The following is a 15,697-nucleotide window of genomic DNA, read 5'->3' on the forward strand; positions in this document are numbered from 1 at the left end:
GCCGTTTCGGGTGTTGCCCTTGGGATTGGCAACGGGTTCGTTCTTGCCGTGCCCAAGGTGCTCAGCCATCTCGGCTTCAAGGGCTCGCTCGACCAAGCGTTTGGTCAATTGTTTGAGAAGCCCGTTTTCTCCGATGAGGTCTTCAGGCTTTTTGTAATCCGCCAACAGGCGGTCTATCAGTTCGTTGCTTACGGTCATTTCTCTTCCTTTGAAGATGAAGGCAGTTTCCTGCCATTAGACCGTTTACACAAAATCTAGGACACGCCCATTCGATCGTGAACACCGCCACGGAAAAAACATCAAAAAAGTCGAACCACTGTCGGTAGGGTTCGTACACCGCTGGCACATGCTCGAACATCAAGCTGAACAAGTTGCTCACGATCAAGATGCTGATCCACTTGTCGATGCTTTTCTGGAAATTACCAGGCAAATTGGGGTCTAGCAGCCAAGCAAAGAGCCATTGGCGCATTGGCAGTTCTCTGGACACTTCGAGTTCTTTTGCTTCGCCAAGAATGGCTTGCATGTCGATGTCTTTGAGGAAATAGTGGGGTTTAGTGGCCATGCTGTACCTCAGAATTCCAACTCGGTGATCTTGATCGGATAGCCACCTTTGTCACAGATGGTGATGCGTATTTGCATCTTGTTGTCAATTGGATCGGCTGCGACCAAGGGGGTGACCACAAATGGCACGGTCGAGCCAATCGGTGTGGCCATCAAGTCCTCCAACACGATGGCGCCTACGACTTGGCGGTTTGTTGGGTTGCATTGAGTCACCAATTGAGGTGGCTTGTCAAAGAACGGGTTGCGCAAATCTTTTAACTCTGTCTCAGCCAGCACGTAGGCCAAGCAAGCACCCCAAGTGCCGGGAGCCGGCTGATTTGATTTGGCAGCTTTTTGTTGCTTGGGTTTGAAGCCACCTTGGCACGCAGGGTGCTTGAAACCTGCCTCAAAACGCGTGGTGCCTGCTTCTGTGAGCCAAGTTGCCCAAGCTTCGCCATTGCGTTTGGACTCTTCGGTTTTATTGCCTTCTCGGTAATTCAGCACCCCGAGCCATGTCACGCAGACCAAAACAGCTGACAAAAATAATAAAAACAAGATGTCTGCGATGCGGAGACCGAGTTCTTTTTTATCAGGCGTTTGGTCGTGGTGGTGGTCCATGGGGCAATGCCGTTGAGATGAAAAAAAGACGATTTTCTTGACATGAAATTGTCAAAAAAATCGTCAGCAATTTTTATTCATGATATTCACAAATTTATTGGTTTTATTAAATTTACCTCAGGAATATTGAGAGTTTGAGGACTGAGTCATGCCTTTTCAAGCTTGAGCATGGCGCTTCGCTGTGGGTTGGTTACAGCGATCCGTGAGAACTAAATGAGCCATTTTCGGGTGAATGACTCATTGATTTGCAAAAACAAATTGAACAGTGCTCGATGTCTCAGTGATCTTGCGACCCGCGGTGCGCCCAACCGGTGGTGTGCTTTTCGATGTAGCTGAACAGTTCGTACATCACCATCGCCATGGCGCCCACCACGACCAAGCCTGCAAAGGCCAAGCCCATTTGCATGGCGGAGCCTGCAGAAATCAGCAGATAGCCAATGCCTTCGTTGGCGGCCGTCATTTCAGACACGGTGGTGCCGACAAACGCCAAGGTGATGGCCACTTTGAGCGAGCCGTAGAAATAAGGCATGGAGCGGGGCAGGCCGACTTTGATCAGCACGTCCCAGCGCTTGGCACCCAGCACACGCAACACGTCTTCGAGCTCGGGCTCCAAGGTGGCCAAGCCCGTGGCGATGTTGACCATGATGGGGAAAAAGCTGATCAAGAAGGCGGTCAAGATGGCTGGGCCCACGCCAATGCCAAACCACACCACCAAAATCGGCACAAAGGCCGCTTTGGGCAGGGCGTTGAAACCGGTCATCAGCGGGTAAACGGCGGCATAGGCCAAGCGCGAGCTGCCAATGACGAAGCCCAAGAGCACGCCCACGACGATGGCAATGCCAAAACCCACCATGGTCACCCAGAAGGTGCGCCAAGCGTGTGCGGCAATCACGTCACGGAACTCCACCATTTGCTGCCAAATGCGCAGGGGCGAAGGGAAGATGAATTCAGACACATTGAAGAGCGAGCACAGCGCTTGCCAAATCAGCAAGGTGGCCACGAGCAGGCCCCAAGGCGCCCAAGTTTCGAGTTGTTTTTGAGTCATGGTCTGGCGTTCGAATTACTGCTGAATGGCGGCGCCCGTTTTGCGCATGGCCCCAATGTGGCCGCGCAACTCGTGCACGATGTTGGTGAACTCAGGCGTGTACGTCACCTCCAAGTCACGCGGGCGGGGTAAGTCGATGTCGCGTTTGACCACAAAGCGGCCTGGGCTCTTGCTCATCACGTACACGGTGTCTGCCAAAAAGACCGACTCGCGCAAGTCGTGCGTGACCAAGATGACGTTGAACTTTTGTTCGGCGTGCAAGTCGCGCAGCGTGCACCACAGCTCTTCGCGGGTGAAAGCGTCGAGTGCGCCAAACGGTTCGTCGAGCAACAGCATCTTGGGCTCATGAATCAGCGCGCGGCAAATGCTGGCGCGCTGCTGCATACCGCCCGACAACTCCCACGGGAACTTGCGCTCGTAGCCGCCCAAACCCACGGTTTGCAGCAGTTTCAAGGCGCGTGCTTCGTATTCGGCTTTTTTGGCCTTGAACTGGGTGCGGTAAGGCTCCACGATTTCCAAGGGCAGCAACACGTTGTCCAGCGTGGTCCGCCAAGGCAGCAGCGAGGGCGATTGAAACGCCATGCCGCTGATTTTGAGCGGGCCATTGACGGGCTGGCCATCGACATAAATCTCGCCACGGCTGGGCTTTTTCAAACCCGTGGTGAGCTTCATGAAGGTGGATTTACCGCAACCCGAGGGGCCCACAATGGCGATGAACTCGCCTTGTTTGACCTGCAGGTTGATGTCTTCCACCGCGAAGTGGTTTTGCGCCAGCAGCTCGTCGTTGTAGGCGAGCCAGACGTTTTGGAAGTCGACGAAGTGTTCAGGGGAAGCGGTCATCTCAGCCAGTCGATTTACTTTTTAGTTTTGGGTGCAGGCAGCACGTCGAGTTCTTTGGCTGTGGGCAGATAAGAACCGTTCCAGATGTCGTCCGCTTTGACGCGGGTTTTGGTGTTGAACGCGTCAGACACTTGCGAGGCCATCAGGCTCAGGCGTGGGCCTTTGACTTGACCGAAGCCTTCAGCACGGGCGTCCGCGCTGTTGATGACGGTGTCGATGGCCAGTTGCAAACGGCGTGTTTCCAGGGGCACGTTGATGATGCCGTCACGCGCTTTCACGGTTTCGATGGACGCAGCGGGGTTGCCGATCACGTCTTTCATGCCCTTGGCGAATGCGGCCAAGAAGGCTTTCACGGCGGCTGGGTTTTCTTTGAGCATCTTGGGCGACGCGATGATGGCGTTGCCGTACAGCTTCACACCGAAATCGGGGTAGGGCAACACCACCACGTCTTCGGCTTTCACGCCACGGGCTTCAATGTTGAGAAGCGAGGTGAAGGTGAAGCCGGTGATGGCGTCCACATCGCCGCGCACCAACATGGTTTCGCGCAAAGGTGGGTCCATCGCGGTCCAAGTGACGTTGGCGACGTCGTTGGCCTTGGCAAAAATGGGGAAAGCGCGACGGCCTGCGTCAAACACAGGAGCGCCGAGTTTTTTACCGGCCAAATCAGCGGGGGTCTTGATGCCAGATTTTTTCAACGCCATCACCGAAGCGGGGGTGTTGTTGTAGACCATCATCACGGCCACAGGCTTGTTGGGCGCGTCGGGGTTGTTGGCGTGGAACTCCATCAAGGCGGCCAAATCGGCAAAGCCCATGTCGTACGAGCCCGAGGCCACGCGGGTCACCGCGCCGCCTGAGCCGTTGCCGGCGTCGACCGTTACATCCAGCTTGGCATCTTTGAAATAACCTTTGGCAGCAGGCACCAGAAACAAGGCAGCAGGGCCTTCAAAACGCCAGTCGAGCTGGAATTTGATGGGGGTGGCTTGCGCAAAGGCGCTGCCAAAACTGGCGGCCAAAGCCAAGCCGAGCGTGGTTTTCAAAAAGGTACGTTTGATCATAGAAATTCCTAAAGCTGTTGACAGCATTGAATGATGTGATGAACTACTCTTGCAATAACGGTGCCCGCTTGTGAGGGGCTAAGGCCGTTACTTAGGCGCAAATTGTGCGCGACTTTGGTTTGTATACAAAACGGGTTTGCACCAAGGTGGATCAATTGCACCGTTTGTGTGCATTTCTTGGTTTTCTGGCCTGCATGAAAAAAGCCAGCTTTTGAAGGCTGGCTTTTGTGGCGACGGCTGTGTCGTTCAGTGACTGTCGGCTTGGCGTGCAGCCTCTACGGCGGCCGAGTCATCGGTTGCGGCGCCGTTAAAGAACAAGTTCAGCACCACCGCAGAAATAGAAGCCAGCAAGATGCCCGACTCAATCAGGGGGTGCAGGTTGTGCGGCATCCATTGCTTGAAGTTCGGGGCGATCAGCGGAATCATGCCGATGCCGATGGAGATGGCCACGACCAAGCTGTTGAAGCGGTTGTTCTTGAAGTCCACGCCACCCAAGATGCGAATGCCGGTGGCGGCCACCATGCCAAACATCACCAAGCCAGCGCCACCCAAGACCACCGTGGGCAAGGACTCGACCAAAGCTGCCATCTTAGGAATGACACCCAAGATGATGAGGATGATGCCGCCGGCCACGCACACAAAGCGGCTCTTGACGCCCGTGACGGCCACGAGGCCCACGTTTTGCGAGAAGCTGGTGTAGGGGAAGGTGTTGAAGATGCCGCCAATCAGCGTGCCCAAACCATCGGTGCGCAAACCACGTGTCAGCGCGGCGCGGTCCACATGGCGGTCGGTCATTTCGCCCAAGGCCAAGAACATGCCGGTGGATTCGATCATCACCACAATCATCACCAAGGTCATGGTGAGGATGAGCACGGGGTCAAACACAGGCATGCCGAATTGGAACGGTGTGACGATGCCAAACCACTCGGCCTTGCCCACTTTGTCAAAGTTCATTAGCCCGAAGCTGGTGGCCACGACGCCACCGATGACGATGCCCAAGAGCACCGAGATGTTGGCGATAAAGCCTTTGGCAAATTTGGCGATCATCAAAATAGACACCAACACCAAAGCCGCAATGCCCACGCCCGTGAGGTCGGCGTATTTAGGGTTTGGAATTTTGGCAACTAAGGCCAAATCTTTGGGTACCGCAGACAAAGTGGAGCCAGGTGCTGAGGCGGCAGCCGCTGCGTCAGCCAACCACTTGGCGTGCTCAGGGTTGACGACGGAGGGGGCCGTGGGGCCGAAGGGGTTGCCGAAAATCCAGTTGATGCCAATGCGCATCAAGCTGATACCGATGACGGCAATGATGGTGCCGGTCACGACAGGCGGGAAGAACCGCAACAAGCGGCTGACCAGCGGCGCGATGAGGATGGAAATCGCACCTGCACCCATGATGGCGCCAAAGATCAGTTGCGCACCTGCGTCGCCGGGGTTAGCCCCTGCCATCGACACCATGGGGGCTACGGCGGCAAAGGTCACGCCCATCATGACGGGCAAGCGAATGCCAAACCATTGGGTCGCACCCCACGATTGAATGAGAGTGACCAAGCCGCACACAAACAAGTCCGCAGAAATCAGCATGGCCACTTGTTCGGGGCTGAGCTTGAGGGCTCGGCCCACGATGAGCGGCACAGCCACGGCACCGGCGTACATCACCAAAACGTGTTGAAGGCCCAGTGCGGCAAGCTTGCCCGTGGGCAAGCGTTCGTCAACAGGGTGTGTGGATGAGGTCATGGGAATTTCTCCAAGTTAATCGCATACAAAACTGTATACAGTTTTTAAGTTGGCGATGCCTAGAAGAAACCCTTGCATCCTTGACGCAACAATAGGCAAAGTTGGTCGTTGTAACCCTTTGCATTTTTCAGGAGACCGTGCTTTGAATCAATCCACCCGTTACGGCATCATCGGCTGCGGCATGATGGGACAAGAGCATTTGCGCAACATCGCTTTGTTGCCGGGCGCCAGCGTGACCCGTATTTTTGAGCCCGATGACGCGATGGCCGCACGCAGCCTCGCTTTGGTACCGCAGGCCCAGCGCGTGGCCAGTTTGGCCGAGGTGGTGATGGCCGATGACGTGGATTGTTTGCTGATTGCCAGCCCCAACTTTCGCCATGCCGAGCAACTGCGCGAGATTGCCGCGTTGCGCCCTTTGCCCCTGTTACTTGAAAAACCCGCGTGCACGTCTTTGGCCGATGTGCAGGCCTTGGCCGCTTTGGCCCGCGACTATCCCGCCCTGATTTGGGTGGCGATGGAATACCGCTACATGCCGCCCGTGGCCTTGTTGGCCCAAGAGGTGCACAGCCAGCTCAACACCGGTCCTGTGACGATGCTGTCCATTCGCGAACACCGTTTTCCGTTCTTGGTGAAGGTGGGCGACTGGAACCGTTTCAATCAGTACACGGGCGGCACTTTGGTCGAAAAATGCTGCCACTTTTTTGACCTGATGCGCCACCTCACCCAAAGCGAGCCTGTGCGCATTTACGCCTCGGCGTCGGTGGCCCACAACCATTTGGACGAGCAGTACCCCTTGGGCACGCCTGATATTTTGGACAACGCCTACGTGCTGGTCGACTTCGCATCCGGCCAGCGGGCGTTGCTGGAGTTGTGCATGTTTGCCGAGGGTGCGCGTTACCAAGAAGAGATTTCGGTGGTCGGTCCCCAAGGCAAAGTGGAATGCTTTGTGCCGGGGCCTGGTCGTTTTTGGCCCGAACACTTGGGCGAGGCACCCACGCCCAAACTCGTCATCAGCCCGCGTGAGCCCAAAGGCCCGCGCGAGTTGGATGTGCCGGTCGATGCCGTAGCCTTGGCCGCGGGCGACCACAACGGCTCTACCTTGTACCAACACCAGCGCTTCAACGCGGTGGTGCGCGGCGAAGGCGCGATTGAGGTGAGTTTGCGTGATGGCTTGGCCGCCGTTGTGATGGGCTTGGCGGCACAAGAGTCGGCGCGTACTGGTCAAGCGATTGACTTGACCCGTGGCGAATACGCGTTGGGCAGCTTGCTCAACGGCGTCTGACTTGGCGATAACCCCGAGGGGCAGGGGTATGGATTCCTATATTATTCATTCACAAATTTAGCGCGATCGTTTTCAGGGTTTTAGATTCAATTTATGGCATCCGTCCAACTCCAACAAGTCACCAAAAGCTACGATGGCAAGCACAACGTCATCCACGGCATTGACTTGGACATCCAACACGGCGAGTTCGTCGTGTTTGTGGGGCCTTCGGGCTGCGGCAAGTCCACCTTGCTGCGCATGATCGCGGGGCTGGAGAGCATCACCGGTGGCGACGTGTTGATCGATGGCGTGCGTGTCAACGACCAAGCGCCACGCCACCGTGACATTGCCATGGTGTTTCAAGACTACGCGCTATACCCCCACAAGAGCCTCTACGACAACATGGCGTTTGGCTTGCGTCTGCGCAAAATGCCCGAAGACGAGATCAAGCGCCGTGTCATGGACGCCGCGCGTTTGCTGCGCATTGACCACATGCTCGACCGCAAACCGGCTGCCTTGTCGGGGGGGCAACGCCAGCGTGTGGCGATTGGTCGCGCCATCGTGCGTCAGCCCAAAGTGTTTTTGTTTGACGAGCCCTTGTCCAACCTCGACGCGCAATTGCGCGGCGAGATGCGCAGCGAGATCAAAAAGCTGCACCAGCGCTTGGGCGCCACCATCATCTACGTCACCCACGACCAGGTGGAGGCCATGACCTTGGCCGATCGCATTGCCGTGTTGAGTGGTGGGCACAAGATGCAATACGCCAGCCCCGACCAAATTTACAACCGTCCCGCCGCTCAGTTTGTGGCGGGCTTCACCGGCAGCCCGCCCATGAACTTGCTGCCCTGTTCGTTGGCCAATGGGTTGGCGGACGTCGGCGGCGCAGGCGTTGCCTTGCCTGCTGAGCTGTGGGCGCGTGGCGCTGCGGCCGACGGCCATGTGTTTGGCATTCGCCCTGAAAACATTGCCCTAGCGCCCCGCGATGGGCAGGCCCAAATTGCCATGCATGCACAGGTCGTCATCACCGAACCCTTGGGGGCTGAGACCTTGGTGACCTTCCAAGTCGGGCAGGCTGAGTTGGTGGCACGTTGCGCCGCCGACTTCAAAGCGCCTGCGGGCAGTGCACAAACGATTTACTTGGACGCTTCAGCGCTTCATCTGTTCAACGCCGCCACGGGGCAAGCGCTTTGACGCTGGCGCCCACATTTGCAATTACCCAAAGGAGACACGCCATGAAAAAACGTCAAGTATTGAAATTCACCGCATTGGCCTTGGCCGCAGGCCTATGTGCTGGCAGCGTGTGGGCGCAGCAAACCACCTTGCGTGTGTTTGTGGGCCCCAACCAACGCCCTGACTTGCAGCAAAAGCTCTTTCAGGAATACAACAAAGCCAACCCCGGCGTGAAAGTCGAAATCGAGACCGGCGGTGCCACTTCTGAGCTGCAACGCCAGTACCTGTCCACCGTGCTCAACGCCAAAGACTCGGCGATTGATTTGTTCTTGATCGACATCGTCAACCCCGCGCAGTACGCGTCTAAAGGTTGGATCGAGCCTTTGGACAAATACGTGGGTGGCCCTGCCGCCTTGCGCAACGACTACTTGCCCGTGTACCAACAAGCCAACGTGATCGACGGCAAAGTGTTCGCCATGCCCAGCCAAGGCGACGCCATGTTCATGTACTACCGCAAAGACTTGCTCGCCAAGTACGGCGTGGCCGAACCGAAAACTTGGGACGAGTTGGCTGCGGCTGCCAAGAAAATCATGGCGGGTGAAGGCAATGCCAACTTGCAAGGTTTGTCCATCCAAGGCGCGCCGATTGAAGGTGCGGTGTGTACCTTCTTGCTGCCCTACTGGGGTCAAGGCAAGCAGTTCAACGACGCAGGCGGCAAGCTCACGCTCGACAAACCCGCCGCCGTCAAAGGCTTGAACGCTTGGCTGGGCATGGTCGACCAAGGTGTGATCAAAAAGAACGTGGCCGAGGTGAAAACACCGGACACGGTCAACGAGTTCAAAGCCGGCCAAGTGGTGTTCGCCATCAACTGGGGCTTTGCGTTTGACCGCTTCAAAGACGATGCCGACTCCAAAGTCAAAGGCCAAGTGGGCGTGATGCCACTGCCTGCCATGGCGGGCGGCAAATCGGCCACCTGCATGGGCGGCTGGCAGTGGGCGATGAACGCCTACAGCACCCACAAAGACGAGGCGGGCAAGCTCATCAAGTTCTTGTCGTCCAAACAAGCCAGTGCGTTCGTGGCCAAAGAAGGCTCCATCTTGCCGGTGTTCCAAAGCGTCTACGCCGACCCTGAGGTGAACAAAGTGGTGCCTTGGTTCAAAGACGCCTTGCCCGTGGTGTTGGCCGCCCAAAGCCGCCCCATGGTGAACGACTATGGCCAAGTCTCTGACATCATTCGCACCACCACCAGCGCCATCTTGGCCCGCACCAAAACGCCTGAAGCCGGTGTGGACGAGATTGCCGCGCGCGTCGGTCGCCTGATGCGTTGATGCTGTCCAAGTTACGCGACCCCAGCGAAAAAACACTCGCGGTGCTGCTGCTGGCACCCGCGTTTGCGTTGCTGCTCGCCATCGTGGTTTACCCCATCGGCAAGCTGATTTACAACAGCTTGTTCGCCATCGACAAAGACGGCGCGTTCTTGGGGCTGCAAAACTACATCGATGTTTGGCAAGACCCCTTGTTTTGGAACGCCACGCAAAACACCTTGCTGATCACCCTCATCACCGTGCCTGGCGCTTTGTTGGTGGGGCTGGCCTTGGCCTTGTTGGCGAATTTGCCATTTAAGCGCAAATGGCCGGTTCGCTTGTCGCTGTTGTTGCCTTGGGCGCTGCCGCTGTCGTTTGCGGGCTTGATCTTCGCGTGGTTTTTTCACACCGAGTACGGCGTGGTCAACGATGTGTTGATGCGCTTGGGCTTGCAAGACGAGCCCACCAGTTGGTTGCTCAAACCGCGCTGGGCCTTTGCCGCCATTTGCCTGACCATCATTTGGAAAACGGCGTCGTTCATGGCGCTGATTTTGTTGGCCGGGTTGCAGATGATTCCCCGCTCTTTGTACGAAGCTGCCGAGGTGGACGGTGCGAATTTGTGGCAACAGTTTTGGCAAATCACCATTCCTATGCTCATGCCCAGCATCGTCGTGGCCTTGATTTTCAGAACCATCACCGCGCTGCAAACCTTTGACATTCCGTACACCATGACCAAAGGCGGTCCCGGTGAAGCCACCGAAACCTTGGCCATGCTGATTCACAAATACACCATCGACTACTCCGACATTGGCTTTGGCTCCACGCTGGCGGTCTTCATGTTTGTGATCTCGTTGGTGGTCACCGGTTTTTACTTGAACCACATTGGAAAGAACGCCGCATGAGCATGGCGCAACAACACGGGCTGTGGTCGTCTCCCATGCTGCGCTGGATGGCCGCAGGCATTGTGGTGATCAACGGTTTTTTTCCTGCCGTTTGGATTTTGTTCACCTCCCTCAAGCCCGAGGTGGAGTTGGTGCAAAAGCCCATCACTTGGTGGCCGCATGGCCCAACGCTTGAGAACTACGTCCGCGCGTTCGCCGACCAGCCTTTGCTCACGTATTTGAAGAACAGCGTGTTGGTGGCCTCGGGTGCCACGCTGCTGTCGCTGGTGGTGTCGGCGTTTGCGGCGTATGCGATTGCGCGGTTGAACCTGAAGTACCGCCAGCTCATCTTGACCTGCATCGTGGCGTCCAGCATGTTCCCGTTGGTCACGCTGTTGGTGCCGATTTTTGAGACCATGCGCGCCTTGGGTTGGCTCAACACCTATGCCGCGCTGATTTTTCCGTACGTGGTGCTGAACTTGCCGGTGTGCACCTTGGTGCTGGTGAGCTTTTTTCAGAGCATTCCCAAAGACTTAGAGAATGCCGCCATGATCGACGGCTGCACCCGCATGGGGGCCTTGGTGCGTGTGGTCGTGCCCTTGGCTGCGCCTGGCGTGTTCACGGCGGGCATCTTGGCGTTTGTGAATTCGTGGGACGAGTTTTTGCTGGCGCTGTCGCTCAATTCTAGCCCTGCGGTGCGCACTTTGCCGGTCGGCATTGCGCTGTACCAAGGCGAGTTCACTTTTCCTTGGCCCATCATTTCCGCCGCGTTGATTGTGTCCATCGTGCCGATTGCGCTGCTGATCGCGGCCTTTCAAGAGCGCGTGGTCGGCGGCTTAACGCAAGGTGGTTTGAAGGGCTGACCGGAGCGTTGGCATGACCTCGTCGCCCTGAAAAAAAGGCCTGCTTGTCGCAGGCCTTTTAGTTTTTAGCTTTACGCCGTCAGTGCCGCAAATTGCGTCAGTTTGCTGCGGTAAAACCCCAGCCCTGCGGCGTCGGTGGTGCCAAAGTTGCGCACAGCTCCCAGCACGATGTGGTGGTCACCCGCTTCGATGAGCTGGTGCACATCGCAATCAAACCAAGCCACAGCGCCGTTCAAGCGCAGACGTTGGCTGTCTAAGCGTTCCACAGGCACATGGGCAAATCGCTCCGCCATGCTGCCGGTGGCAAATTGCCCAGCCAGCGCGGCTTGATGCTCGGCCAGCACACTCACCGTGAAGCCGCCTGAGCGGGTGAACGCCGCGTGACTGCTGGCCTCGCGGCGAATGCTCCACAGCACCAAGCGTGGGTTGAGCGAGACCGAGCTGAACGAGTTACACGTCATGGCCCAGTCTTGGCCCTCATGGTGGGCGGTGACCACGGTCACGCCCGTGCCAAAGCTGGACAGGGCTTTGCGATAGTCCATTGCGTCTGTTGCGTTGTGCATGGGGTCCTTAAGGCACTTCGTGGCCGCAGGCCAATTCGTAGAGTTCAAACCAAGTTTGGCGGTCCATCGGCACGCGCTCGGCTTGGCTGAATTGCGCAATGCGCTCCAGCTGGTTGGTGCCCATCACAGGCAGCACTTGGGCGGGGTGGTGCAGCAACCAAGCGATGGCCACGGCGGTGGTGTCGGTGCCTGCTGCTTGGGCCAAGCTTTGCAGCTTGGGCGCGAGTCGCGCAGCGGCCGTGCCAGCGGTGTGGGCTTGGGTGTGCAAGCGTCCGCCGCCCAAAGGCGACCACGCCATCACGGGCATGACATGTTGTTGCGCGTGGGCCATTTGGCCGTTGATCAACGGGGCGGTGTTGAGCAAGCTCACTTCGAGTTGGTTGATTTGCAGCTTGTGCGTCATGCGCGATTGCAGCAAGTCCACATCCCAAGGCATGAAGTTCGACACCCCCACGCCGCGCACTTTGCCGCTGTTGATCAAGCCGTCCAAACATTCGCCCAAAGCTTGGGCGTCCATCAGCGGGTCAGGGCGGTGAATCAACAGCAGGTCGATCACGTCCACACCGATGCGTTGCAGCGAACTGTCCACACTGGCGCGCACATGGGCGGGCGAGGTGTCGTAATGCTTCACGCGGGTGCTGGGCCATTGCTGCGAGAGCAACATGATGTCGGTTTTGGTGACGATCTCGATCTTGCTTTTCAGACTAGGGTGCGCTTTGAGCGTTTCGCCAAACAGCGATTCGCAGCGGTAGTCGCCATAAATATCTGCATGGTCAAAGGTGGTGATGCCTTGGGCCAAGCAGGCTTCAATGCGGGCCAAGTTGGCGCTCACCGAGGTGTCAGTGGCTTCGCTCAAGCGCCACACGCCATAGGCCATGCGGCTCAAAGATTGGCCGTTAGGCAGGGTGAGGCGACTCACGGGGGACTGACTCATTTGCGAACTCCTGTGCCCAGCGGTGTGGGCGGTGTGGTGGCGGGCACGCGCCCATATTCTTGGGCGAGTGACACGGTTTTGAGGTGGGGCAGCACTTTGGTGCCGAAGATTTCGCATTCGTTCAAGTGCGGATAGCCCGAGAAGATGAAGGCGCGTATGCCCATTTTCATATAGTCGTGGATCTCGCTCAGCACTTGGTCCACGCTGCCCACCAAAGCGGCGCCGCAACCGCTGCGGGCGCGGCCTACGCCGGTCCACAAATGCGGTTCGATGTAGCCCTCTTCGTCGGCGATCTCGCGGTTTTGGCTTTGCAGCGCCACGCCCAAGCTCTTGGCATCTAAGGCGCGGTTGCGTATTTCATGGCCTTTGCCGTCGTCGAGTTGGGAGACGAGCTCGCGGGCGTACTCGCGCGCTTCGGCCTCGGTGTCACGCACGACCATGTGCACGCGCAGGCCGTAGTCGAGTAGGCGGTTGTGCTTGGCCGCTTGGGCATGCACGTCGCGCATGCGTTGGGCCAACACATCTTTGGGCTCGGGCCACATCAAATAGGTGTCGCAATGTGCGCCGCACAGGGCCAAGGCGTCGGGGCTGTAACCACCGAAATACAACAGGGGGCCGCCATTGATTTGGTAGGGGCGCACGGGGTCGGTGGACAAACCTTTGAGGTTGTAGATCTGGCCTTCGTAGTTGATCTCGTCTTGGGTCCACGCTTGCTTCAAGATTTCCACCACTTCCCACGAACGGCGGTAGCGGTAGGCGCTGTCTTCTTGCTGGCCCGGAAAGTCCGACGAAATCACGTTGAGCGTGAGCCGACCTTCCAAGATGTGGTCCAGCGTGGCCACGGTGCGTGCCAGCATGGCGGGGTGCATCTCGCCGCAGCGGATGGCGGCGAGCAAATTCATGCGCGAGGTTTGGGGGGCCACGGCGGCGGCAAAGGTCAGCGTGTCTTGGCCCACTTGGTAGGAGGACGGGCACAAAATGTTGCGAAACCCCAGCTCTTCCGCGCGCGTGACGATGCGGCTGGTGTTGGCCCAGTTGCTGCGCAAATCGCCATCGGGCACGCCCAAATGGCGGAAATCGTCAGAACACAAAGGCGCAAACCACGCGACTTCGGCGCCCGCAATGTCGGCGCCTCGGACAGGAACAACGCTCATCAAAATCTCCTGATGGAAAAAGTGAATGAATGGTATATGAATTGAGGCACGTGTGTGATGGGTGTTTCCACGCATTTGCGATACTTGGCCTCTATGAAGGCTCCCACCCCCGCCAAACCCTTGCCTGTGTATCTGCAAATCGCAGAGTTGCTGACGCGCCAGATCAAGGCGGGTTATTGGCAAAGTGGCGAGCGTTTACCCACCGAGGCTGAGTTGGCCGATTCCTTGTCGGTGGCGGTGGGCACCTTGCGCAAATCGCTGGCGCTGCTGTCGGAGCAGGGCGTGTTGGAACGCATTCAAGGCTCGGGCACCTATGTGCGCCGCGCCGAAGGCTCGCAGCGTATTTATGAGCTGTTTCGCTTGGAGTTGACCACGGGGCCCGGTTTGCCAACCGCGCATATTTTGGAGGTCAGCCGGTGCGTACGTCCTGCGCATGTGCCGCTGTTGGGCGTCGACGCGCAAGCCCCCGTTTGGCGGGTGCGCCGCCTGCGCTTTTTGAGCCAAGTGCCTGTTGCGTTAGAAGAAATTTGGTTTGACGGCGCGCTGGCGTCCACCTTGCAAGCCTCAGACTTCGGCGACTCTATGTATTTGTTCTACCAAACCCAGTTTCAAGTTTGGATTGCCCGCGTTGAAGACCGCATCAGCGCCGCACCCGCACCCGAGTGGGCCGCACCGCCTTTGGGTATGCAAGCCGGTCAAAACGCGGGCTTCATTGAGCGGCTGTCGTGGACCGCCAACAACACCTTGGCCGAGTTTTCGCAAACGTGGTTCGATCCGGTGGTGTGTCGGTATGTGTCGCGGATCAGTCAGTGAATGGTTTGAGACAATCGCGGTAGTTTTTAAAGCATTTCATGATCAAACGAATTTTTCTGACTGCCATCTCGCTGTGTCTCTTTGGGCTGGCCAGCGCGCAAGACTTGCGCACCATTTCTCTGGTGGTCCCCTTTTCAGCTGGTTCAGCGCAGGATGTTTTCGCACGACTGATCAGTGAGTCCTTGGGGCAAGAATTACAAGCGCGCGTGGTGGTGGTCAACAAGCCTGGGGCAGGCGGCACCATTGCATCTGCGTTTGTTGCCAGCGCTAAACCCGATGGACTCACTTACTTGATGGCCAGTGCCAGTCATCATTTGGCGGGTGCTTTGTACCCGACCTTGACCTACCACCCGCTTGACAGTTTCAGGGGTGCTGCTTTTCTCGGATTTTCAGAGTTTGTACTAATCACGACAGACAGCATGCGTACCCCTGATCTGGCCTCCTTTGTGACCCGGGTGAAGTCAAACCCTAACGTCTTCAATTACGCCTCAGCCGGCAACGGCAGTGTCACCCATGTGGGAATGGCGAGCTTTTTGAAAACTGCCAATTTGCAAATGGTGCATATTCCACTCAAAGGGACTAGCGAAATCATCAACGAGGTGTTGTCGGGGCGGGTTCAGGCAGCGATGGTGTCTTCAATCGGCATTTACGGTTATCGGAGCGATCCCAGACTCAAGCTACTAGCGACTTCCGGCAGTCGTCGCTCTGAGTTTTTTGCCGACACTCCTGGGCGTGTCCTAGATTTTGTGTAAACGGTCTAATGGCAGGAAACTGCCTTCATCTTCAAAGGAAGAGAAATGACCGTAAGCAACGAACTGATAGACCGCCTGTTGGCGGATTACAAAAAGCCTGAAGACCTCATCGGAGAAAACGGGCTTCTCAAACAATTGACCAAACGCTTGGTCGAGCGAGCCCTTGAAGC

General features: G+C 57.3%; 17 protein-coding genes and 1 pseudogene. 8 read left to right on the forward strand and 10 right to left on the reverse strand.

What is annotated here, in order from left to right; genetic code table 11:
* From C5F52_RS29390 to C5F52_RS29420, 7 genes are all read right to left on the reverse strand, one after another.
* A partial coding sequence (locus C5F52_RS29390) for a transposase (RefSeq protein ID WP_146100208.1) occupies positions 1-198 on the reverse strand: 198 nt, incomplete at its 3' end.
* Positions 143-562, reverse strand: coding sequence for a hypothetical protein (locus C5F52_RS29395; RefSeq protein WP_104801890.1), 420 nt, complete (start codon positions 560-562; stop codon positions 143-145). The genes C5F52_RS29390 and C5F52_RS29395, both read right to left, overlap by 56 nt.
* A gap of 8 nt (positions 563-570) precedes the next feature.
* Positions 571-1,158, reverse strand: a complete 588-nt coding sequence (locus C5F52_RS29400; protein WP_104801891.1) for a hypothetical protein — start codon at positions 1,156-1,158, stop codon at positions 571-573.
* A gap of 277 nt (positions 1,159-1,435) precedes the next feature.
* A complete protein-coding gene (locus C5F52_RS29405; protein ID WP_104801892.1) occupies positions 1,436-2,203 on the reverse strand; it encodes an ABC transporter permease in 768 nt (255 codons plus the stop codon).
* A gap of 15 nt (positions 2,204-2,218) precedes the next feature.
* Positions 2,219-3,043 (reverse strand): ABC transporter ATP-binding protein, encoded by an 825-nt coding sequence (locus tag C5F52_RS29410; RefSeq protein WP_104801893.1) that lies wholly within the window; start codon positions 3,041-3,043, stop codon positions 2,219-2,221.
* A gap of 14 nt (positions 3,044-3,057) precedes the next feature.
* Complete coding sequence (locus tag C5F52_RS29415; RefSeq protein ID WP_104801894.1) at positions 3,058-4,098, reverse strand: ABC transporter substrate-binding protein; 1,041 nt, start codon at positions 4,096-4,098, stop codon at positions 3,058-3,060.
* A 246-nt stretch (positions 4,099-4,344) separates the two neighbouring features.
* Positions 4,345-5,832: a nucleobase:cation symporter-2 family protein gene (locus C5F52_RS29420; protein ID WP_104801895.1), complete on the reverse strand. Its 1,488-nt coding sequence runs from the start codon at positions 5,830-5,832 to the stop codon at positions 4,345-4,347.
* A 142-nt stretch (positions 5,833-5,974) separates the two neighbouring features.
* On the opposite strand from C5F52_RS29420, the gene C5F52_RS29425 reads away from it, so the two are divergent.
* The 5 genes from C5F52_RS29425 to C5F52_RS29445 all read left to right on the forward strand — a co-directional run bounded on the left by C5F52_RS29425 (position 5,975) and on the right by C5F52_RS29445 (position 11,311).
* Positions 5,975-7,114 carry a Gfo/Idh/MocA family protein gene (locus C5F52_RS29425; RefSeq protein ID WP_236658060.1) on the forward strand — a complete coding sequence of 380 codons (1,140 nt, stop codon included), beginning with the start codon at positions 5,975-5,977 and terminating at the stop codon, positions 7,112-7,114.
* Between the two features lie 93 nt (positions 7,115-7,207).
* Positions 7,208-8,284, forward strand: coding sequence for an ABC transporter ATP-binding protein (locus C5F52_RS29430; protein WP_104801897.1), 1,077 nt, complete (start codon positions 7,208-7,210; stop codon positions 8,282-8,284).
* Between the two features lie 41 nt (positions 8,285-8,325).
* A complete protein-coding gene (locus tag C5F52_RS29435; protein ID WP_104801898.1) occupies positions 8,326-9,591 on the forward strand; it encodes an ABC transporter substrate-binding protein in 1,266 nt (421 codons plus the stop codon).
* On the forward strand, positions 9,591-10,469 hold the full coding sequence (locus tag C5F52_RS29440) for a carbohydrate ABC transporter permease (protein ID WP_104801899.1): 879 nt from the start codon (positions 9,591-9,593) through the stop codon (positions 10,467-10,469). Before C5F52_RS29435 ends, C5F52_RS29440 begins: the two co-directional genes overlap by 1 nt.
* A complete protein-coding gene (locus C5F52_RS29445; protein WP_104801900.1) occupies positions 10,466-11,311 on the forward strand; it encodes a carbohydrate ABC transporter permease in 846 nt (281 codons plus the stop codon). Before C5F52_RS29440 ends, C5F52_RS29445 begins: the two co-directional genes overlap by 4 nt.
* A 71-nt stretch (positions 11,312-11,382) precedes the next feature.
* Here the strand turns inward: C5F52_RS29445 and C5F52_RS29450 are convergent, their stop codons facing one another.
* From C5F52_RS29450 to C5F52_RS29460, 3 genes are read right to left on the reverse strand one after another with little or no spacing between them, the layout of a single operon-like run.
* Positions 11,383-11,874, reverse strand: a complete 492-nt coding sequence (locus C5F52_RS29450; RefSeq protein WP_104801901.1) for a flavin reductase family protein — start codon at positions 11,872-11,874, stop codon at positions 11,383-11,385.
* Between the two features lie 7 nt (positions 11,875-11,881).
* On the reverse strand, positions 11,882-12,808 hold the full coding sequence (locus C5F52_RS29455; protein WP_104801902.1) for an aldo/keto reductase family oxidoreductase: 927 nt from the start codon (positions 12,806-12,808) through the stop codon (positions 11,882-11,884).
* Positions 12,805-13,962 carry an LLM class flavin-dependent oxidoreductase gene (locus C5F52_RS29460; RefSeq protein ID WP_104801903.1) on the reverse strand — a complete coding sequence of 386 codons (1,158 nt, stop codon included), beginning with the start codon at positions 13,960-13,962 and terminating at the stop codon, positions 12,805-12,807. Before C5F52_RS29460 ends, C5F52_RS29455 begins: the two co-directional genes overlap by 4 nt.
* Positions 13,963-14,055: 93 nt before the next feature.
* On the opposite strand from C5F52_RS29460, the gene C5F52_RS29465 reads away from it, so the two are divergent.
* From C5F52_RS29465 to C5F52_RS29475, 3 genes and pseudogenes are all read left to right on the forward strand, one after another.
* Positions 14,056-14,775: a GntR family transcriptional regulator gene (locus C5F52_RS29465; RefSeq protein WP_104801904.1), complete on the forward strand. Its 720-nt coding sequence runs from the start codon at positions 14,056-14,058 to the stop codon at positions 14,773-14,775.
* 38 nt (positions 14,776-14,813) lie between these two features.
* Positions 14,814-15,527, forward strand: a complete 714-nt coding sequence (locus tag C5F52_RS29470) for a tripartite tricarboxylate transporter substrate binding protein (RefSeq protein WP_104801905.1) — start codon at positions 14,814-14,816, stop codon at positions 15,525-15,527.
* Positions 15,528-15,572: 45 nt separating this feature from the next.
* A pseudogene (locus C5F52_RS29475) lies at positions 15,573-15,697 on the forward strand (IS256 family transposase); the annotation flags it as partial.

The organism is Limnohabitans sp. TS-CS-82 (assembly GCF_002943475.1).